This is a genomic window from Microbacterium sp., assembly GCF_047607465.1.
Taxonomy (GTDB): Bacteria; Actinomycetota; Actinomycetes; order Actinomycetales; family Microbacteriaceae; genus Microbacterium.
The window spans coordinates 1-19,344 of the sequence record NZ_JASGCY010000032.1 but is presented as its reverse complement, the minus strand read 5'-3'; the positions used below and the strand labels follow the sequence as shown (position 1 = coordinate 19,344).

General features: G+C 70.1%; 17 protein-coding genes. 6 read left to right on the top strand and 11 right to left on the bottom strand.

Features of this window, described 5'->3' with window-relative positions; translation table 11 throughout:
* Positions 1 to 113 precede the first annotated feature (113 nt).
* Positions 114 to 1,856, bottom strand: a complete 1,743-nt coding sequence (locus tag QM568_RS03770; protein WP_415135967.1) for a DEAD/DEAH box helicase — start codon at positions 1,854 to 1,856, stop codon at positions 114 to 116.
* A gap of 122 nt (positions 1,857 to 1,978) precedes the next feature.
* Here QM568_RS03770 and QM568_RS03765 point away from each other — a divergent pair, with 122 nt between their 5' ends.
* Complete coding sequence (locus QM568_RS03765) at positions 1,979 to 2,806, top strand: SGNH/GDSL hydrolase family protein (protein ID WP_415135965.1); 828 nt, start codon at positions 1,979 to 1,981, stop codon at positions 2,804 to 2,806.
* 47 nt (positions 2,807 to 2,853) lie between these two features.
* Here the strand turns inward: QM568_RS03765 and QM568_RS03760 are convergent, their stop codons facing one another.
* Positions 2,854 to 3,660 carry a TrmH family RNA methyltransferase gene (locus tag QM568_RS03760; RefSeq protein WP_415135963.1) on the bottom strand — a complete coding sequence of 269 codons (807 nt, stop codon included), beginning with the start codon at positions 3,658 to 3,660 and terminating at the stop codon, positions 2,854 to 2,856.
* A 68-nt stretch (positions 3,661 to 3,728) separates the two neighbouring features.
* On the opposite strand from QM568_RS03760, the gene QM568_RS03755 reads away from it, so the two are divergent.
* Both QM568_RS03755 and QM568_RS03750 read left to right on the top strand, forming a co-directional pair.
* Positions 3,729 to 4,616, top strand: a complete 888-nt coding sequence (locus tag QM568_RS03755) for a Sir2 family NAD-dependent protein deacetylase (protein WP_415135961.1) — start codon at positions 3,729 to 3,731, stop codon at positions 4,614 to 4,616.
* The gene (locus QM568_RS03750) at positions 4,613 to 5,200 is read left to right on the top strand and encodes a histidine phosphatase family protein (RefSeq protein ID WP_415135959.1); all 588 of its coding nucleotides are present in this window, start codon (positions 4,613 to 4,615) and stop codon (positions 5,198 to 5,200) included. Before QM568_RS03755 ends, QM568_RS03750 begins: the two co-directional genes overlap by 4 nt.
* A 9-nt stretch (positions 5,201 to 5,209) precedes the next feature.
* Here QM568_RS03750 and QM568_RS03745 read toward each other — a convergent pair whose 3' ends face one another.
* The 4 genes from QM568_RS03745 to QM568_RS03730 are packed head-to-tail and all read right to left on the bottom strand — an operon-like array spanning position 5,210 to position 10,378.
* Positions 5,210 to 5,686 (bottom strand): MaoC family dehydratase, encoded by a 477-nt coding sequence (locus QM568_RS03745; protein ID WP_415136071.1) that lies wholly within the window; start codon positions 5,684 to 5,686, stop codon positions 5,210 to 5,212.
* A gap of 5 nt (positions 5,687 to 5,691) precedes the next feature.
* Positions 5,692 to 6,837 carry an acyl-CoA dehydrogenase family protein gene (locus QM568_RS03740; protein WP_415135957.1) on the bottom strand — a complete coding sequence of 382 codons (1,146 nt, stop codon included), beginning with the start codon at positions 6,835 to 6,837 and terminating at the stop codon, positions 5,692 to 5,694.
* Positions 6,837 to 8,819: an acetyl/propionyl/methylcrotonyl-CoA carboxylase subunit alpha gene (locus tag QM568_RS03735; protein ID WP_415135955.1), complete on the bottom strand. Its 1,983-nt coding sequence runs from the start codon at positions 8,817 to 8,819 to the stop codon at positions 6,837 to 6,839. The genes QM568_RS03740 and QM568_RS03735 overlap by 1 nt, the downstream gene beginning before the upstream one ends.
* A 5-nt stretch (positions 8,820 to 8,824) precedes the next feature.
* Positions 8,825 to 10,378, bottom strand: coding sequence for a carboxyl transferase domain-containing protein (locus tag QM568_RS03730; RefSeq protein WP_415135953.1), 1,554 nt, complete (start codon positions 10,376 to 10,378; stop codon positions 8,825 to 8,827).
* A 109-nt stretch (positions 10,379 to 10,487) separates the two neighbouring features.
* Between QM568_RS03730 and QM568_RS03725 the strand changes: the two genes are divergently transcribed.
* Positions 10,488 to 11,081, top strand: coding sequence for a TetR/AcrR family transcriptional regulator (locus QM568_RS03725; protein WP_415135951.1), 594 nt, complete (start codon positions 10,488 to 10,490; stop codon positions 11,079 to 11,081).
* Here the strand turns inward: QM568_RS03725 and QM568_RS03720 are convergent.
* From QM568_RS03720 to pdhA, 3 genes are read right to left on the bottom strand one after another with little or no spacing between them, the layout of a single operon-like run.
* Complete coding sequence (locus QM568_RS03720; RefSeq protein WP_415135949.1) at positions 11,074 to 12,423, bottom strand: dihydrolipoamide acetyltransferase family protein; 1,350 nt, start codon at positions 12,421 to 12,423, stop codon at positions 11,074 to 11,076. The genes QM568_RS03725 and QM568_RS03720 overlap by 8 nt on opposite strands.
* On the bottom strand, positions 12,420 to 13,430 hold the full coding sequence (locus tag QM568_RS03715) for an alpha-ketoacid dehydrogenase subunit beta (RefSeq protein ID WP_415135947.1): 1,011 nt from the start codon (positions 13,428 to 13,430) through the stop codon (positions 12,420 to 12,422). The genes QM568_RS03720 and QM568_RS03715 overlap by 4 nt, the downstream gene beginning before the upstream one ends.
* A 2-nt stretch (positions 13,431 to 13,432) precedes the next feature.
* Complete coding sequence (gene pdhA, locus QM568_RS03710; RefSeq protein WP_415136069.1) at positions 13,433 to 14,548, bottom strand: pyruvate dehydrogenase (acetyl-transferring) E1 component subunit alpha; 1,116 nt, start codon at positions 14,546 to 14,548, stop codon at positions 13,433 to 13,435.
* 170 nt (positions 14,549 to 14,718) lie between these two features.
* Here pdhA and QM568_RS03705 point away from each other — a divergent pair, with 170 nt between their 5' ends.
* Positions 14,719 to 15,192 carry an Lrp/AsnC family transcriptional regulator gene (locus QM568_RS03705; protein ID WP_415135945.1) on the top strand — a complete coding sequence of 158 codons (474 nt, stop codon included), beginning with the start codon at positions 14,719 to 14,721 and terminating at the stop codon, positions 15,190 to 15,192.
* Here the strand turns inward: QM568_RS03705 and QM568_RS03700 are convergent.
* A complete protein-coding gene (locus QM568_RS03700; protein WP_415135943.1) occupies positions 15,164 to 16,063 on the bottom strand; it encodes an alpha/beta fold hydrolase in 900 nt (299 codons plus the stop codon). The genes QM568_RS03705 and QM568_RS03700 overlap by 29 nt on opposite strands.
* A gap of 67 nt (positions 16,064 to 16,130) precedes the next feature.
* Between QM568_RS03700 and QM568_RS03695 the strand changes: the two genes are divergently transcribed.
* The gene (locus QM568_RS03695; protein ID WP_415135941.1) at positions 16,131 to 16,844 is read left to right on the top strand and encodes a 3'-5' exonuclease; all 714 of its coding nucleotides are present in this window, start codon (positions 16,131 to 16,133) and stop codon (positions 16,842 to 16,844) included.
* Positions 16,845 to 17,087: 243 nt separating this feature from the next.
* Here QM568_RS03695 and QM568_RS03690 read toward each other — a convergent pair whose 3' ends face one another.
* On the bottom strand, positions 17,088 to 19,166 hold the full coding sequence (locus tag QM568_RS03690) for a HelD family protein (RefSeq protein WP_415135939.1): 2,079 nt from the start codon (positions 19,164 to 19,166) through the stop codon (positions 17,088 to 17,090).
* Between the last annotated feature and the right edge of the window lie 178 nt (positions 19,167 to 19,344).

The window sequence follows — 19,344 nt, the reverse complement described above, 5'->3', positions numbered from 1 at the left end:
GGGATTGACAGGATTTCGGGATTCCGAACCCGCGCTGCGGTTTCTGAGCCAGACGTCCTTCGTCTCGCTTCGCGGTTCCTGAGCGAGGAGCGCAGCGACGAGACGAAGGGCGCTCAGGAGCGCACGCGCTTGCGCAGCACCTCGATGCGCGACTGCAGTTGGGCGACGGTCGCCTGCGCGACAGCCGGGCCGCCGCACACGCGCCGCAGCTCGGCATGCACGGATCCGTGCGGCTGCCCCGTCTGGCGTGCGTAGAGGCCCACGAGGCTGTTGAGCAGCTGTCGCTGCTCCTTGAGGGTGCGGTGCAGCGGTGCCGGAAGCGTCGTGGTCTCGGCGGGGGCGGCCTTCGACTCCCGCTCGGTGCGCAGTCGCGACTGCCGAGCCGCACGCTGCATGAGCAGTTCGTGGACGTGTTCGGGCTCGAGCAGGCCGGGGAAGCCGATGAACTCCTCCTCTTCGGGGGTTCCAGGCTCGGCGAGCTGGCCGAACTCCTTGCCGTCGAAGACCACCCGGTCGAAGTGCGCCACCGAGGAGATCGCCTGATAGCTGAACTCCTGGGTGAGCGCGTCGGAGGCGTCATCCTCGCGGTTCGCGCTCTCCAGCAGCGAGTCGTCGAGTCCGTCGGCGTCCTTGTCCGGAGGATCGAGCGCGTGGTCGCGCTGCTTCTCGAGCTCGTTCGCGAGCCCCATGAGCACCGGCACGTTCGGGAGGAAGACGCTGGCGGCCTCGCCGCGGCGCCGTGCGCGCACGAAACGACCGATGGCCTGTGCGAAGAAGAGGGGCGTGGACGACGAGGTCGCGTAGACCCCCACGGCCAGACGCGGCACGTCGACGCCCTCCGACACCATGCGCACTGCGACCATCCAGCGCTCGTCGCCGGCGCTGAACTTCTCGATCCGCTCGGAAGCGGAGGCGTCGTCGGAGAGCACGACCGTTGGCATTCGCCCGGTGATGCCCTGCAGGATCTTCGCGTACGCCCTGGCGACGCTCTGATCGGTGGCGAGGACGAGTCCGCCCGCATCGGGGATGTGGTGGCGGATCTCGGTGAGCCGACGATCCGCAGCAGAGAGCACGGCCGGCATCCACGACCCCTCGGGATCGAGCGCGGTGCGCCATGCCTGAGCGTTCACATCCTTGGTGTTGTCCTGGCCGAGATGCGCCTCGAGCTCGTCGCCGGCGCTCGTGCGCCAGCGCATCCTGCCCGCGTAGATGTGGAAGAGCACAGGCCGCACGACGCCGTCGGCGAGAGCACGACCGTAGCCGTAGGCGTAGTCGGTGCTCGAGATGCGGGCCCCCGACTCGTCGGGCAGGTACTCGACGAACGGGATCGGCGCGGTGTCGCTGCGGAACGGGGTCCCGCTGAGCAGGAGCCGTCGCTTGGCGGGGCCGTAGGCGTCGCGGATCGCATCGCCCCAGCTCAGCGCGTCGCCCCCGTGATGGACCTCGTCGAGGATCACCAGCGTCTGCGCGTCTTCGGTGAGGTGGCGGTGCACGGACGACTTCGCGGCGACCTGCGCGTAGGTGACCACTGCGCCGTGGTAGTGCCGTGCGGGAGCCCAGTGACTGTTCTTGAAGTGCGGATCGAGGCGGATGTGCACGCGGGCTGCAGCATCCGCCCACTGCGTCTTCAGGTGCTCGGTGGGAGCGACGACGATGATCCGGTTGACCTCGCCCTGGCGCAGCAGCTCGACGGCGAGCGTCAGGGCGAAGGTCGTCTTGCCGGCGCCCGGAGTCGCCGCGACGAGGAAGTCGCGCTTGTCGTCGCGGAAGTACTGCTCAAGCGCCTCCTGCTGCCACGCTCTCAGCTTGCTCGCGGTACCCCAAGGGGCGCGTTGCGGGAAGGACGGTGAGAGCATCCCTTCAACGATAAGGCGTGCCACCGACACCCGGTGCGCACGGCCCGACGTCTCCTTCGAAGGGTAGGCTCGTGCACGGCGTCGCCGCAGCTCGCGGACGACCGCTGACGAAGGAGAGCCGGATGACGGATCAGGATTCGACCAGGGCCCCTTTCGTGGCCAACGACACCGCTCACCCCTGGCGCCGCTTCGTCGCCGTCGGCGACTCCTTCACCGAGGGCATCGGCGACCCCGATCCCTCGGTGCCCGGCGGCCACCGCGGCTGGGCTGACCGCGTCGCCGATGTGCTCTCGCAGCAGGTCGACGACTTCGCCTATGCGAACCTCGCCGTCCGCGGCAAGCTCATCGCCCAGATCGTCGAAGACCAGATCGAGCCCGCCGTCGCCCTGCATCCGGACCTCGTCTCGATCTGCGCGGGCGGCAACGACGTGATCCGCCCTGGTACCGATCCCGACGCCATCGCCGAGCAGCTCGATGACGCCGTCGCGCGGCTGTCCTCCACCGGGGCCGCCGTCGTGCTCTTCACCGGCATCGACACCGGGTTCACACCCGTCTTCCGCCCGTTCCGTGGCAAGATCGCCATCTACAACGAGAACGTGCGCGCCATCGCAGACCGACACGACTGCATCGTGGCGGACCAGTGGGCCCTGAAGGTCGTGCAGGATCAGCGCTTCTTCGACGACGATCGGCTGCACTTCAATGCTCTCGGCCACCACGAGGTCGCGCGCATGGTGCTGCGCGCCCTGAACGTGCCCAACGACCTCGAAGCGATGGAGCCCGCGCCGCTGCCGCTGCGGACCTGGCGCGAGGCCCGCGCCGAAGACCTCGGCTGGGCGAGGGAGCACCTCGTGCCCTGGGTGCTGCGTCGCCTCAGGCATCAGTCGTCCGGAGACCACATCGAGGCCAAGCGTCCAGAGCCCACGCCGGTCCTGTTCCCCGAGAACGACTGAGCCCTGCACGGCGTGGCGGATCACGGTCTCGAAGGCGCCATGGATCCTCAGCCCCGCACCCTCGTCGCATAGAACACGACGGCCGACGATGCCGCGACGTTCAGCGAGTCGACACCGCCGGCCATGGGGATCGTGATGCGCCGGTCGGCGAGCTGCTCGGTTTCGGCGGCCACGCCGTCGCCCTCGCTCCCGAAGACGAGCGCGATCCGCTCGTGCCCCTCCTCGACGAAGTCGTCGAGGGCGATGGCGCCCGCCCCGAGCGTCGTCGCGGCGACGACGAACCCCGCCTCCTGCAACCAGGCGAGCCCGCCCGGCCAGCTCTCGAGGCGCGTCCACGGCACCTGGAAGACCGTCCCCATCGACACCCGCACCGATCGGCGGTAGAGCGGATCCGCGCAGCGAGGGCTGACCAGGATCGCGTCAACGCCGAGAGCTGCCGCAGAACGGAAGAGCGCGCCGATGTTGGTGTGATCGAGGATGTCCTCGATCACGGCGACACGTCGGGCGCCGGCGATGAGCGCGTCGACGGCGGGCAGCGCCGGCCGATGCATGGAGGCGAGGGCGCCGCGGTGCACGGCGTACCCGGCCACCGCCTCGGCGACCGCATCGGGCACGAGGTAGACGGGTGCATCGCAGCCGTCGAGGAGGGAGCGGATGCCGTCGACCCATCGACGCTGCACCATCACCGAGCGCGGCCGGTGGCCGGCGGCGACGGCGCGGGCGATCACCTTCGAGGACTCGGCGATGTACAGCCCGCCAGCGGGCTCGGAGAGAGCGCGCAGCGCCGTGTCCGTGAGTCCGCGGTAGTCGTCCAGCCGCGGATCCTCCTGATCGGTGATCTCGATGAGTTCCATAGGCCTCCACTGTGTCACGCCGTCCGACGGTCGGCATCGGGCATCGTAGACTCGCACGGGGAGGTGCCGTGACCGCGACGACGGATGCCAGGCTGCGCACGCAGGTCGACCAGGCCGTCGCCCTGCTCCGCGGGCGTCGCATCGCGATCCTCACAGGCGCCGGCCTCTCGACCGATTCGGGGATCCCCGCGTACCGGGGCGAAGGCGTGCGCCCGCGCTCGGATCCGATGACCATCGACCGCTACCTCGGCGACGAGGCGGCACGGCGCCGCTACTGGGTGGGCGGGCATCTCGGCTGGCAGGCGTTCGCCCGCGCCGAGCCCAATCCGGGACATCTCGCCCTCGCGGCCCTGGAGCACGCCGGCCACGTGACCGGCGTCATTACCCAGAACGTCGACGGACTGCACCTGCGCGCCGGGAGCTCGCACGTCATCGAAGTGCACGGGACCATGCGCCGCGTGCACTGCCTGCACTGCGGCCAGGTGTTCGACCGCCGGGACATCGCCCGTCAGATCGAAGAGCTGAACCCCTGGATCGCGGTGCCCGAGAACGTCGCTCTCGCCCCCGACGGCGACGTGCTCCCGGAGAGCACCGAGGGATTCGTCATCCCGTCCTGCACGGTCTGCGACGGCATGCTCAAACCCGATGTCGTCTTCTTCGGCGAGTACGTCCCCCAGGACCGCTTCAAGGCGGCGGAGTCGCTGCTGAGGGCGAGCACCGCCCTCGTCGTCGCTGGGTCTTCGCTCGTCGTCAACTCCGGCATCCGCCTCATCGAGCGGGCGCGGCGACGCGGCATCCCGCTCGTCATCGTCAACCGCGAGCCCACCCGGGCCGACGTCTGGGCGCACCTCACGATCTCGGCGGGCACGAGCGACGTCCTGCCGGCGATCGCCGAGCGGCTGCTCGATCGCACCATCGACGAACACGCACCCGACGAACGGAAGGAGCCGAGATGACGCTCATCACGCTCGTACGGCACGGACAGACCGACTGGAACCTCGATCGGCGGATCCAGGGCACCTCCGACATCCCGCTCAACGACACCGGCCGCGCCGATGCCCTGAAGGCTGCGGCGCTGCTGGCCGGCACGACGCATCAGGCGATCTTCGCGAGCCCTCTCGCCCGCGCGCGGGAGACGGCCGAGATCATCGCGGAGGCGCTCGATCTGCCCGCTCCGCGCCTCGTCGACGGCATCCGCGAGCGTTCCTTCGGCGCGGGCGAAGGCATGCTCGTCGCCGACTACCTCGACACCTACGGCGACTGGCAGGCGCCCGTACCGGGGGCGGAGTCCCTCGCGGAGGTCGCGGTACGAGCGCTCGACGCTCTCGCGCAGATCGATGCCGATGCGCGTCGCCGGTCGGCACCGAAGGCCGAATCGGTCATCGTCGTCGCGCACGGCGGGGTGATCCGCGCCCTTATCGCTCACGTCTCCGGCGGCACCCTCCCCCGGGTCGGCGAGATGCTCGCCAACGGCTCCGTGCACCGCTTCGCCGCCTCCCCCGGCTCGCTGCGGCTGCTCGAGGAGTCGGTGCTCGTCTGAGAGCGCCGCTCACCCGGTCGCGGGCAGCCGATGGACGAGAACCGTGCGGGTCGCTCGCGCCACGATCACCTCGTCCTGATTGCGTCCGATGTGCGCGATCGTCACGATGCCCTGCGCTGGGCGCGACGACGACGCGCGCTTGGAGATGACGGTGCTCTCGGTGTAGAGCGTGTCCCCGGCGAAGAGCGGATGCGGGAACGAGACGCCCTCCAGCGCCAATTGCGCGACGAGGGTCCCCTGGGTGAGCTGGGCGACCGACATTCCCACCATGGTCGACAGCGTCCACATCGAGTTCATAAGGCGCCGGCCGAACTCCTGCGTCTCGGCGAAGGCCGCATCCAGGTGCAGGGCCTGGGTGTTCATGGTGAGCGTGGTGAAGTGCACGTTGTCCGACTCGGTCGCCGTGCGCCCCGGTCGATGCAGATAGCGGGCGTCGAGGGAGAACTCCTCGAAGTAGAGTCCGCGCTGAACGATGTCGTGGGTCATGGCGGTCACACCATTCCCATCGATCGGGCGATGACGAGCAGCTGCACCTCGGTGGTGCCCTCGCCGATCTCGAGGATCTTGGAATCGCGGTAGTGCCGGGCGACGGGGTACTCGTTCATGAAGCCGTTGCCGCCGAAGATCTGCGTGGCGTCTCTGGCGTTGTCCATGGCGGCTTCGCCGGACACGAGCTTGGCGATCGCCGCCTCTTCCGCGAACGGACGGCCCGCATCGCGCAGGCGCGCGGCGTGCCGCCAGGCCAGGCGCGAGGTGTGCACCCGCGCCCGCATGCGCGCGATGGTGAACTGCGCGTTCTGCCGGGTGCTGAGGGCGCTGCCGAAGATCGTACGGCTCTTGGCGTAGTCGACCGCTGCCTCAAGGCACCCCTCTGCGGCGCCCGTGGCGAGGGCCGCGATCGCGATGCGCCCCTCGTCGAGGATGCTGAGGAAGTTGCGAAACCCGCTCCCCCGCTCGCCGAGCAGGTTCTCCTCGGGAACGCGGACGCCGTCCAGCGTGAGCGGATGCGTGTCGGAGGCGTGCCAGCCCACCTTGTCGTACGCGGGCTCGACGGTGAACCCCGGTGTCGCGTTCGGCACGATGATCGTGGAGATCTCGCGTCGCCCGTCCGACGAACCGGTGACAGCGGTGACGGTGACGAAGCGCGTGATGGGCGTGCCGGAGTTCGTGATGAACTGCTTCGACCCGTTGATCACCCATTCGCCGTCCTCCAGCCTGGCGGTGGTGCGCGTCGCGCCGGCGTCGCTACCAGCCTCCGGCTCGGTGAGCCCGAAGCCGGCCAGCGCCCGCCCCGCGAGCAGGTCGGGCAGCAGTTGCTGCTTCTGCGCATCGGTTCCGAAGCGGAAGATCGGCATCGCCCCCAGACTGACGCCAGCCTCCAGCGTGATCGCGATGGACTGGTCGACGCGGCCGAGCGCCTCGATCGCGAGCCCGAGCGCGAGGTAGTCGCCGCCCTGCCCGCCGTGCTCCTCCGGGAAGGGCAGCCCGAACAGGCCGAGCTCCCCCATCTGCGCCACAACGTCCATCGACAGGGTGTGCGTGCGATCGGCCTCGTACGCCTGCGGCGCGACGACGGTGTCGGCGAACTCGCGCACCATCGCGGCGAGTTCGCGCTCCTCTGCGGTCAGGTCCTCCATCAGTTGCTCTCCTCTTCGGATTCGTCGTCGTGCGGCGTCACACGGGCGATCACCTGGTCGCGGCGCACCTGATCGCCGACCGTGACCAGGTGCGCCGCGACGCCGTCGTGCGGTGCCGTCACGAGGTGCTCCATCTTCATCGCCTCGATCGAGACGAGCGGCGCCCCCGCGATGACCTCGGCGCCGTCGGCGACGTGCACAGCGACGACCGCGCCGGGCATCGGGGCGCGCACCTCGGGCTCGATGGCGCGGGCCTCGACCGCGCGGGCGGCGAGGCGCCGCAGCATCCGTCCTCGTCGATCGAGCGGATGCAGCCGCATCGTGCTGCCGCCCTCGCTCACCCAGATCGCTCCCGACCCGTCGACGGCCGCCGCGCACGCGACGCCTTCTGCCGCATCCGCCTCTCCGCCCACTTCTCCGGCCGCCGCATCCGCCTCTCCACCCGCCGCAACGAACTCCCGCCCGTCGTCCGTGACGACCCCGACCCACCGCGCCGCATCGTCGCGCGCCGCCGCCCACACCGCCCCCGCACGGCGAGAAACCATGTCCGGCGCGAGACACCACTGCCCGGGGTGTGTCTCGCGCTCGAAGTGGTTTCTCGCCGCCGCCAGCATGGCCGGTGACGGGACGGCGGGCTCCAGCGGCAGGAGTGCGTCGATGAGTCCGGTGTCCAGGTCGCCGGCGATCACGCGCGGATCCTGGCAGAGACGGCGCAGGAAGGCGATGTTCGTCTCCACGCCGAGGACGACGGTGCGGCCGAGCGCCTCGTCGAGCAGGCGCAGCGCCGTCACACGGTCATCGGCCCTGGCGATCACCTTGGCGATCATCGGGTCGTAGAACCCGGTGATCTCGCTCCCGGTCTCGACGGCGGAGTCGACGCGCACGCCCTCGGCAGCGGCGAAGAGCAGCACCTGCCCCGTCGAGGGCAGGAAGGCGCGCTCAGGCGCCTCCGCGTAGATCCGCGCCTCCACCGCGTGCCCTCGGACGACCGGTTCCGCATCGAGCGGGAGGCCTGCGGCCACCCGCAGCTGCAGAGCGACGAGATCGATTCCAGTCACCTCCTCCGTCACCGGATGCTCGACCTGCAGACGCGTGTTCATCTCGATGAAGAACACCTCCTCGGGCGCGTCGGCGTCGATGAGGAACTCGACCGTGCCTGCGCCGACGTACGAGACGCTCTCGGCCGCCAGCACGGCGGCGTCCCGCAGCCGCTGACGGGTCTGTGCGGGGATGCCTGCCGACGGCGCCTCCTCGATCACCTTCTGATGCCGGCGCTGCAGCGTGCACTCGCGCTCGCCGAGGGCGATGAGCGTGCCCTGGACGTCGCCGAAGACCTGCACCTCGATGTGGCGCGGCCGGCGGATCAGGCGCTCGAGGATCAGCGCATCGTCGCCGAAGGCGGCCGCCGCGATGCGCCGCGCCGACGCGAGCGCCGCGACGAGTCCCGCGGCATCGGACACGATCTCCATGCCCTTCCCGCCGCCCCCGGCGCTGGGTTTGACGAGCAGCGGGTATCCGACGGCATCCGCCTCCTCGGCGATCTCGGCGTCGGAGAGCCCGCGCGCGTCGAAGCCGGGTACCACCGGAACGCCGTGACGCCGCACGTGCTCGCGCGCCTTCGCCTTGTCGCCCATGATCTGCAGGGCCGAGACCCCGGGGCCGATGAAGACGATCCCGCTCTCGGCACAGGCTTCGGCGAGCCCGACGCTCTCGGAGAGGAAACCGTAGCCTGGGTGGATCGCCTGCGCCCCCGTCGCCCGCGCGGCGGCGATCACAGCATCGATGTCGAGGTACGACGCGGCCGCGGGCGCCGGTCCGATCCGCACGGCCTCGTCGGCCTCCCTGACGTGCGGCGCCCCGGCATCGGCGTCGCTGTAGACGGCGACGCTGCGGATGCCGCAGCCACGCAGGGTCCGGATGACGCGGCGCGCGATCTCGCCGCGGTTCGCGACGAGGACGGTGCGGAAGATCGGTCCGGTCATCGCGTTCACATCCGGAACAGGCCGAAGCGGGGCTCGGGCAGCGGGGTGCGGCTGACGACGTCGAGCGCGAGCCCGAGGATGTCGCGGGTGTCTGCGGGGTCGATGATGCCGTCGTCCCACAGCCGTGCGGTGGCGTAGTAGGGCTCGCCCTGGGTCTCGTACTGCTCGCGGATCGGCGCCTCGAACGCCGCCCGCTCGTCGGCGTTCCACGCCTCGCCGCGCGCCGTCTGCTGCTCCTCCTTGACCGTCGCCAGCACCGAGGCCGCCTGCGCGCCGCCCATGACCGAGATGCGGCTGGCCGGCCACGTCCACAGGAACCGCGGGCCGTACGCGCGCCCGCACATCGAGTAGTTGCCGGCGCCGAAGGAGCCCCCGATGATCACGGTGAGCTTGGGCACGCGGGTCGTGGCGACGGCGGTGACCATCTTCGCGCCGTCCTTCGCGATGCCCCCGGCCTCGGCATCCGATCCGACCATGAATCCGGTGATGTTCTGCAGGAACACCAGCGCGATGCCGCGCTGGTCGCAGAGCTCGATGAAGTGGGCGCCTTTGAGCGCGGATTCGCTGAAGAGGACGCCGTTGTTGGCGACGATGCCGATCGGATGCCCGTGCAGTCGTGCGAAGGCCGTGACGAGGGTCGTGCCGTACTCGGGCTTGAACTCGCGCACCGAATCGGCGTCCACGAGCCGGTCGATCACCGCGCGCACATCGTAGGACGCGTTCACGTCGACGGGGACGACGTCGTAGACCGATCCGGGCTCGGCCGGAGCCGATGCCGGCTGGACCTCCCACGCGGGGTATGCGGGAGCCGGGAGCGTGGCGACGATGTCGCGGAGGATCTCGAGCGCGTGCTCGTCGTCCTCGGCGAGGTGGTCGACGACGCCGCTGCGGCGGGCGTGCAGCTCTCCTCCGCCGAGCTCCTCCGCCGAGACGACCTCGCCGATCGCCGCCTTCACCAGGGGCGGCCCTCCGAGGAAGATCGTTCCCTGCCCCCGAACGATCACCGTCTCGTCGCTCATCGCGGGGACGTAGGCGCCGCCGGCGGTGCAGGAGCCGAGCACAGCGGCGAGCTGCGGGATGCCGGCGGCCGACAGCCGCGCCTGGTTGAAGAAGATGCGGCCGAAGTGATCGCGGTCAGGGAAGACCTCGTCCTGCTTCGGCAGGTACGCGCCACCCGAGTCGACGAGGTACAGGCAGGGCAGCCGGTTCTCGAGGGCGATCTCCTGCGCGCGCAGATGCTTCTTGACCGTCATCGGGTAGTAGGTGCCGCCCTTGACGGTCGCGTCGTTGCACACGACCATGACGTGCCGCCCCTGCACGAGACCGATACCAGCGATGACGCCGGCACCGGACGCCTCTCCCCCGTACATCCCCTCCGCGGCGAGAGGGGCGATCTCGAGAAACGGGCTCCCCTCGTCGAGCAGCCGCGACACCCGCTCGCGCGGCAGCAGCTTGCCCCGGGCGAGGTGCCGTTGCCTGGATGATTCCGACCCCCCGCGCGCGGCCTCGGCGAGGCGGAGGCGGAGCTCTTGCGCCAGCTGCGCCTGGGTGGCCGTCATCGTTGACTCCTCCTCGAGTCGCGAGCGCCGGCCGAGCGGTGGCGCCCGGACGAGCGTTTCGGTTAGTGTTCACCAACCCGACAATTCAGGTTAGCGAGGATTAACCGAGATGACAAGCACGCTCACCGCACGTGATCGCGCCAAGGCCGAGCGCTCCGACGCGATCATCCGCGAGGCCGCTCATCTCTTCGCGGCACGCGGGTACAACGGCGTCAGCCTCGAGGACATCGGCGCCGCCGTCGGCGTGTCCGGCCCCGCCGTCTACCGTCATTTCGCGGGCAAGCAGGCCCTCCTCGGCGCCGTGCTCGTGCAGGTCAGCGAAGACCTCGTCTCCGGCGGCACCCTCGTCTTCACGTCGGTCGCCGACGACGCAGAGCGGATGCGGGCGCTCATCCGGTTCCACGTCGACTTCGCCCTTGGGCACGCCGATGTCATCCGCGTTCACGATCGCGACGTCGCCCATCTCTCCGCCGCCGATCACGAGGCGGTCCGCCGGCTGCAGCGCGAGTACATCACCCTGTGGATCACGGCCCTCGGTGCCCTCCTCGACGCGCCGACCGATGAGCTGCGCCTGCGCGTGCAGGCGTGCTTCGGCCTCATCAACTCCACCCCGCACTCGACCAAGAAGGCGGCCAGAAGCCAATCGACCACCGCTGCGGTGCTCGCCGCGATGGCCGAATCCGCGCTGCGCGCGGCTATCTGAGCAGCATCGCCCGACCGGGCTCCCGCAGCACGTCGGCGACGTCGCTGAGGAACCGGGCACCCTCCGCACCGTCGACGAGACGGTGATCGAACGACAGGCTCAGAGTCATCACATCGCGCAGCGCGATCTGCCCGCGATGCTCCCAGGGCTGACGGCGCACGGCGCCGACGGCGAGAATGCCCGACTGCCCTGGCGGCAGGATCGGCGTACCGGCGTCGACGCCGAGCACGCCGACGTTGGAGATCGAGAAGGTGCCGCCGGCGAGATCCGCCGGAGTCGCCTTGCCGGCCCGCGCCGTCTCGGCGAGACGCTGCAGGGCGTCGGCGAGTTCGACGAGGGTGAGCTGCTCCGCATCGCGGATGTTCGGCACGATCAGCCCTCGGTCGGTGGCCGCGGCGATGCCGAGGTCGACGTAGTTGTACTGCACGATCTCCCCGGCCTCGTCGTCCCAGTGCGCGTTGAGACCGGGAGTGCGCGCGAGGGCGAGGCACGCGGCCTTCGCGACGACGGCGAGCGGGCCGATGCGGTGCTCCGCGAGCGTGCGGTCCTCGCGCAACGACGCCAGCAGCTCCATGGTCGCCGTCACGTCGACGGTGAGGAAGACCGTGACGTGGGGCGCCGTGAAGGCGCTGTGCACCATCGCGGCGGCGGTGTGCTTGCGCACGCCTCGGATCGGGATGCGCAGTTCGCGCTCCGAGGAGTGCAGAGCGCCAGCGGATGCCGGGGCAGCCCCTTGCTGGCCCGCTTCGGCCGACGGGTCGCTGATGCCGATGCGCTGCGCGTACTCATCGACGTCCGCTCGCGTGATGACGCGGTCTCCCGCCTCGGCGGCGACGAGCGCGAGGGCGATGCCGAGCCGCTTCGCGTGCGCGCGCACCGGCGGTGTCGACCGCGGCCGCTGGATCACCGTTTCCCGCTCGACGCTCGGCGCCGCGTCGTGCGGGGCCGCCTCGAGCACCGCGGTGTCGGCCGCGCTGGGGGTGCCTGCGCGACGCGCCCGTCGCACGGGTCGCGCGCCGTGCACGGGTGCGGCGCCGTAACCGACGAGGTTCGGTTGCGCCTGCTCCTCGGCATCCGATCCGACGGGGCCGTCGTCTGCGGCGTCCGCGACGTCGAAGGCGATCAGCGGCGCCCCGACCGCCACCGTCTGACCGGCCTCGGCGTGCAGCCTCGCGACCGTCCCCTCGTACGGCGACGGGAGTTCGACCACGGCCTTCGCGGTCTCGACCTCGGCGAGCGTCTGGTTCAGCGCGACGGCATCTCCGGGGGCGACGAGCCATTGCACGACCTCGGCCTCGGTGAGGCCCTCGCCGAGGTCGGGGAGACGGAACTCGGTGATCATGCTCCCGCCCCCGTCAGGCTGTTCGGCCCGTCGAGCACGCGATCGACGGCGTCGAGGATCCGGTCGAGGTCGGGGAGGAAGTACTTCTCGAGCTTCGCGGGCGGATAGGGCACGTCGAGCCCTGTGACACGCAGCGGCGCCGACTCGAGATACTCGAAGCAGCGCTCGGTGATGCTCGCGATGACCTCCGCGGCGACCCCGGCTTCGCGCGAGGCCTCGTGCGCGACGACGACGCGGCCGGTCTTGCGCACGGACGCTGCGATCGAGTCGTAGTCCACCGGCGACAGCGAGCGCAGGTCGATCACCTCGAGCGAGAGCCCATCGTCTTCCGCGGCTTCGGCGGCCTGAAGCGCGGTCGTGAGCATCGCGCCGTAGGCGATCAGCGTCGCATCCGTCCCCGCGCGCACGACGCGCGCCAGCCCCATCGGCGGGGCGTCGGCCGGCGGGGCGTCGAGATCGACCTCGCCCTTGTGGTGGTACAGGCGCTTCGGCTCGAAGAAGATCACGGGGTCGTCGCACGCGATCGCCTGGCGGAGGCTGCGATAGGCGTCTTCGGGGTTCGACACCGCGATGACGCGGAGCCCGGCCGTGTGCACGAAGTACGCCTCGGGCGATTCGGAGTGGTGCTCGGCCGCGCCGATGCCGCCCGCCCAGGGGATGCGGATCGTGATCGGCATCTTCACGCGGCCCTGCGCGCGGTAGTGGAGCTTCGCGACCTGCGACACGATCTGATCGAACGCGGGGTACACGAAGCCGTCGAACTGGATCTCGACGACCGGACGGTAGCCGCGGAACGCGAGGCCGATCGCCGTGCCGACGATCCCCGATTCGGCGAGCGGCGTGTCGATCACGCGCTTCGCGCCGAATTCGTCGATGAGCCCGTCGGTGATGCGGAACACGCCGCCGAGCCTGCCGATGTCCTCGCCCAGCAGCACGACCTTCTCGTCGTCGCGCATGGCGCGGGCAAGGCCCGCTCCGAGGGCTTTGCCCAGGGTGAGCTCGACCATGTTCACGCCTCGCCTTCGAATGCCGCCAGATACGCGGCGTACTCGTCGCGCTGCCGCTGCAGGCCCGTGTGGGGCTCGGCGTACACACCGTCGAAGACGGCGAGCGGCGGACGGGTCACCATGCCGAGGCACGCCGCGCGCAGGTCGCGAGCCGCGGCGTCCGCCGCCGCGCCGATCTCGGCCGCGTGCTCGTCGCCGAACGCGCCGAGACCGCGCAGGTGGGCCTCGAGACGCGCGATCGGATCGCGTCGGCGCCACGACTCGACCTCCTCGGGGTCGCGGTAGCGGATGGGGTCGTCCGCCGTGGTGTGCGGGCCCATGCGGTAGGTGACGGCTTCGATGAAGGCCGGTCCCTTCCCCGCTCGCGCGTGCTCGAGCGCCCAGCGCATCGCCGCCATGCATGCGAGGACGTCGTTGCCGTCGACGCGGACGCTGGGGATGCCGAAGCCCGGCGCGCGTCCGGCGATCGGGAACTGCGACTGCACCGCGACCGGCTCCGAGATCGCCCAGTGGTTGTTCTGGCAGACGAAGACGACCGGCACCTCGTAGGACGCTGCGAACACCATCGCCTCGTTGACATCGCCCTGGCTCGACGCCCCGTCTCCGAAGTAGGTCACCGCGACCTCGTCGGCCCCCTCGTGCTTGATGCCCATCGCGTAGCCGACGGCGTGGAGCGTCTGTGCGCCGATGATGATCTGCACCGGCGCGATGCGCAGCTCCCGAGGGTCGTACGACGACCCCTCCTCTCCGCGCCAAGCGCGCACGAAGTCACTGGCATACCCGCCGCGGGCGAAGATCACCCCCGTCTCGCGATAGCTCGGGAACACGTAGTCCTGCGCGGCGAGTGCCCGGGCGGTGCCGATCTGGGTGGCCTCCTGCCCGTTGCACGGCGCCCACAGGCCCAACTGCCCCTGTCGCTGCAGGGCGATGCCCTCGGCGTCGATGCGCCGGAGCACGGTCATGTCGCGCAGCAGCCCGCGCAGCTGCTCCGGTGCGACGTCGGCGACGAAAGGATCAAGGCGCGGGTTCGCGATGCGCGTGCCGTCGGGGGCGAGGATCCGCTCGGAGAGTTCGAGATCCTGCGCGGTATCGGCGATCGGGGTCAGTTGCGGTGACATCATCGTCCTCCTGTGTCGCGCGCGCCCTTGTGAGGCCTTGCGCGTCGTCCACCGGCGTCTTCGTCGGTGCTTCGAGGGTACGTCTGCTCATCACCCCGCTCAAGCAATCGCGTAGCCGTTGAGCATGTTGCTCAGTCGGTCGAGGGTACGCAGTGCTACTCTTTGGCACTATGCCAGGCCTCGACCGCATCGACCTCGAGCTTCTCGCCGCCCTCGCCGACGATCCCCGCGTCACCATCGTCGCTCTGGCCGAGGCCCTTGGCCTGTCGCGCAACACGATCCAGGCCCGGATGTCGCGGCTGGAGCAGACAGGCGTCTTCCTCTCCTACGAGCGCTCCTTCTCCCCCGACGTCCTCGGCTTCCCGCTCCAGGCGTTCGTGAGCATCGGCGTGCGGCAGACCGAGCTGCCCCGCATCACCGCCGAGCTCGCGCGCATTCCCGAGGTGCTGCAGGCCCACGGCCTCAGCGGCTCCGTCGATCTGCTGGCCCGCGTCGCCTGCCGCGACGCCCGCCACCTGTTCGACACCGATGCGCGGATCCTCTCCATCGAGGGCGTCGAGCGCACGGAGACCTCGCTCGCGATGGGCGAGGTGATCCCCTACCGGGTGGCGGGGCTCATCGGGCTGGCGCGACGGGAATCCTGAGGAAGCGCCGGATCGCCGCTGCCGCCTCGGCGGGGGTCTCGTAGTGGATGAGGTGCCCCACGTGGGCGATCTCGACGAGGTCGGCCTCGGCGAACATGCCGGCGAGGGCGCGTTCGGCCTCGATCGGCGTGATGTCGTCGCGCTGCGCCGCGACGAGCAGGGTCGGCACGTCGATGCCCGAGGCGAACTCGCGCACGTCGTGCGACACGCTGGCGACGAACGCGTCCCTGAGCACGTCGCGATCGGCGAAGCCCGAGAAGTACCGGTCGTGCTGATTGTGGATGAAGCGGCGCAGCGCAGCATCCTTCGTCTTCGCCATGGTGACGCTCATGACGCGCACGATCAGCGGATGCCGCAGCAGCGCGGTGCCGAGACGCTCTGGCAGCCGTGCCCCCAGCGCGTAGTAGAGGATCGCCAGGCGCGTCATCAGTCCCTTCGGCCCCTCGAGAGCGGGCGCGCCGATGGGGTTGACGAGCACGAGGCGCGGCGTCCGCAGCCCCGCGGCGACGGCCGCGGACGTCACGATCGAACCGAAGGAGTGGCCGAGGATGATGGCGCCGGGGGCGACGGATGCCGTGAAGTCGATGAGCCAGGCGGCGTACTCGTCGAGATCGTAGGTGCGACCAGGCACCGGTGCGCTCTCCCCGAAGCCGGGGAGGTCGGGGGCGATGACGCGCGCCTCGGGCAGGAACGCGAAGACGGGTTCGAGGCCGTGGTGGTCGCCGCGGAAGCCGTGCACGGCGACGATCGTCACCGGCGCGTCCGGGGCTCCGTACTCCCAATAGACCGTCGTGCCGCCGCGCACCTCGGCCTCGTGGCGCCCGACCGGCAGTCGGGCGAGGCGGTCGGCGTAGGGCGATGGCACGGTCATCCTCCGAGTCTATTCAGACGCCGTGCGCCCTCCCGGCAATGTCCGACGCTCCCATTAGCGTGAAGCCATGGCATCCGATCCCGCACTCCCGCACTGGCTGAGCCGCGTCGGCGTCTTCGATCTGGAGACCACCGGCGTCGACGTCGAGCACGATCGCATCGTGACCGCGCACGTGGGCGTGCTCGATGCGAAGGGCCGCGAGATCGCCTCCCGCGACTGGCTTGCCGATCCGGGCATCGAGATCCCCGACGGCGCGACGGCCGTGCACGGCATCACGACCGCGCACGCACGCGCGCATGGCAGGCCCGCGTCCGAGGTCGTCGCCGACGTCACCGGCGCGCTGCGCTCACTGCTGTCGCAAGGGGTCCCGGTCGTCGCCTACAACGCCTCCTACGACTTCTCGCTTCTCGCGCACGAGGCCCATCGTCACGGCCTCGACGCTCTCATCGATCCGTCGCCGATCATCGATCCGCTCGTCATCGACAAGGCCTACGACCGCTTCCGCCGGGGTAAGCGCACCCTCGAGGTGGTCGCCGCCCACTACGCCGTGCCTCTCGAAGGGGCGCACGACGCGTCGGCGGATGCGGTCGCCGCCGGACGCATCGCTCAGGCCATGGCGCGGCAGTTCGAGCTGCCGACGAGCCTGAGCGCGTTGCACACCCAGCAGATCTGCTGGGCACGGGCGCAGGCGGCGAGCCTCACCGACTACTTCATCAGCATCGGCCGTCTCGACCCGGAGGAAGCGCTCGACGGCTCCTGGCCGGTGCGCAGCGCCCGCTGACAGGCACCGGCCCGAGGCATTCGACGGCAAGCTCGGCAGCGCCTCCGAGATCGGCGGCGTGTAAACGACCGCCAGGCGCACACAGTCGTAGATCGTCACGGCTTCAGTCACCCGGCGATGCATCACGGCATGGACGGTGACCCACTGGAACGATGCGTCGGCGCGAGGCATGGTGACCTCCGCCCCGAAGAACCGTCCTCGGCATCGGAAGCGGCAAGAGCGGTGGTTCTCGGGAGCATCGGGTCAGTTGGTCGGGCAACGCACTATCCAGACTCGTTTGGTCGCGCGTGAAAGGGCGACATAGAGGTCGCGGGCGCCACCGGACCGTGCGGCTTCAATGGCGTCGGGGCCGACGATGAGCACACTGTCGAACTCCAAGCCCCTCGCATCCGGCGCTGCCACGATCCCCGCACCGGTATCGCCAAGCACGATGCCGAGCGTGGCAACGCTCTCGGCCGCACCGATGACACCGATGAGTTCGCCGGGAAAGTCGGCAGCCGCCTGCGTGACCAGTTCCCGCAGTACGTCATCTCGTTCGTCGTCAGTCACGGTGATGGTGTGCGGCTGGTCGCCGTGCCGGATCGACGTGGAGAGCTGCTGGTCGGGGGCGATCCTCGCGAGCAGTGGTGCGGTCGCGTTCAGGATCTCGGCCGTCGTGCGGTAGTTGATGGTGAGTCGGTGGTGCTCGAACCGTTCGCCGACGAAGGGGCCGACAGCATCGGCCCAGGATCGGATCGTCGTCGCTGATCCCGCCTGGGCGAAGTCGCCGACGACGGTCACGGATCGGGCCGGGCAGCGGCGCATCAGCATCCGCCATTGCATCTCGGAGAGCTCTTGGGCTTCGTCTACGACGATGTGGCCGTAGGTCTGTTCGGGCGGCCCGTCGATCAGAGCGCGCGCTTCATCGAGCAGCGCGACCTCTGACCTGGTGAACGCGCCTCGGCGCGGACGGAGGGTCGATACCAATTCATCGGACGCAAATTCGGGCAGCGACGTGGCAAGCGCGGTGTGATCGCTGAGGAAGTCACGCAGCGCCTGTTCGGCGTGGAGCCGTGGCCATATCGCGTCGATAGCGGTGTCGAGGCCGGGGTCCTCGATGAGCTGTTCCCGGATGGCATCCCAGTCGATCTCAGGGTCGGTGTGGAGGATCGTTTCGTCCAGCCCGAGTGCGCGCAGGTCTTCGGCGACAGCCCGGTCGAGGTCGACCCCCAGGAGAGCGGCTACCTCGTCGTCCGTCGCGGTGAGGGCTTGCGTCGTCCGCTCCTCCAGCACGGTCACAACATCACTTGCGATGAACTCCTTGAAGACTTCCCGTGCCTGGCTGTGCGCTTGTCCACCGCTGATGGCGTGACGGTGCGCTTCCGCGACCAGCTCGGCGGGAACGGTGATCGTCTCCGAGCCGACCTTGACATCGAAGGCTGATCGTGACGGTTGCCGGTCTCGCACCCAGCGGGCGAGCACCGTTGCCAGTTCCGCCCGCCCTTTGATGCGTGCGGCTTCGTCGGACTCCGTGGCCGCCCCCTCCGTGCCGGCGAGGTCGGCGAGTGTTGCCAGTGTGACGTCGTTCTCCCCCAGCGAGGGCAGCACGTCGGAGATGTAGTCCAGGAACCGCCTGTTCGGTCCGTAGACAAGGACTCCACGTTCAGCGATTGCAGGGAAGGCATAGAGCACGTAGGCGGCGCGGTGCAGCGCGACGATCGTCTTGCCTGTCCCCGGGCCACCGTCTACCACCATGACCCCACGATGAGGGGACCGAACGATCGCGTCCTGTTCCGCTTGGAGCGTCGCTGCGGCTTCCCGCATCCGTCCGGTTCGGGCACCGCTGAGCGCGGTCACGAGGGGACCGTCTCCCACCACGTCCCCGTGTCGCGGTGCGGAACCATCCAGGATCTCGTCGCTGACACCGACGACCGTGCGGCCCGTCAGTCGCAGGTGTCGGCGGCGGCGCAGGCCGAGCGGCACGGCGGGTGTCGCCGCATAAAAGGGACGCGCGGCCTCGGCACGCCAATCCACCAGCGGCAAGGCATCCGATTCCGAACGGATCCCGATCCTGCCGATGCGGATTGTCTCGCCCGACTCATGGTCAATCCGCCCGAAGCACAGCGAACGTTCCGCAGCCCGCAGCTCAGCGACCCTGCGAGTGAGGCGGCCGACCTCCACATCGCGGGCGTAGAGCTCGTGCGCGCCCTCCACGGGGTCGGCGAGTACGCGCTCACGCGCGGAGATCGCCCCCACGACCTCGGCGTCGAGCCGCGCATACATGGCACCCACCGCCCGCTGCTCGACCCCGATCTGCCGCGCCGTGTCGCCGCCCAACCGCATATCTGCTGACTCCTCCTCGTCCGAACTATCCAGTATGCGAAGGGAAAGGGTGGGACTGCTGCACGGATAGGTGACAGGTTGTAGTCACGCCGCCAGTGTGGCGGTCGTGTTCATGATGGTCTCGAACTCGATGGGCGTCAAACGGCCCAGGCGGCGCTGGCGTCGGCGACGGTGGTAG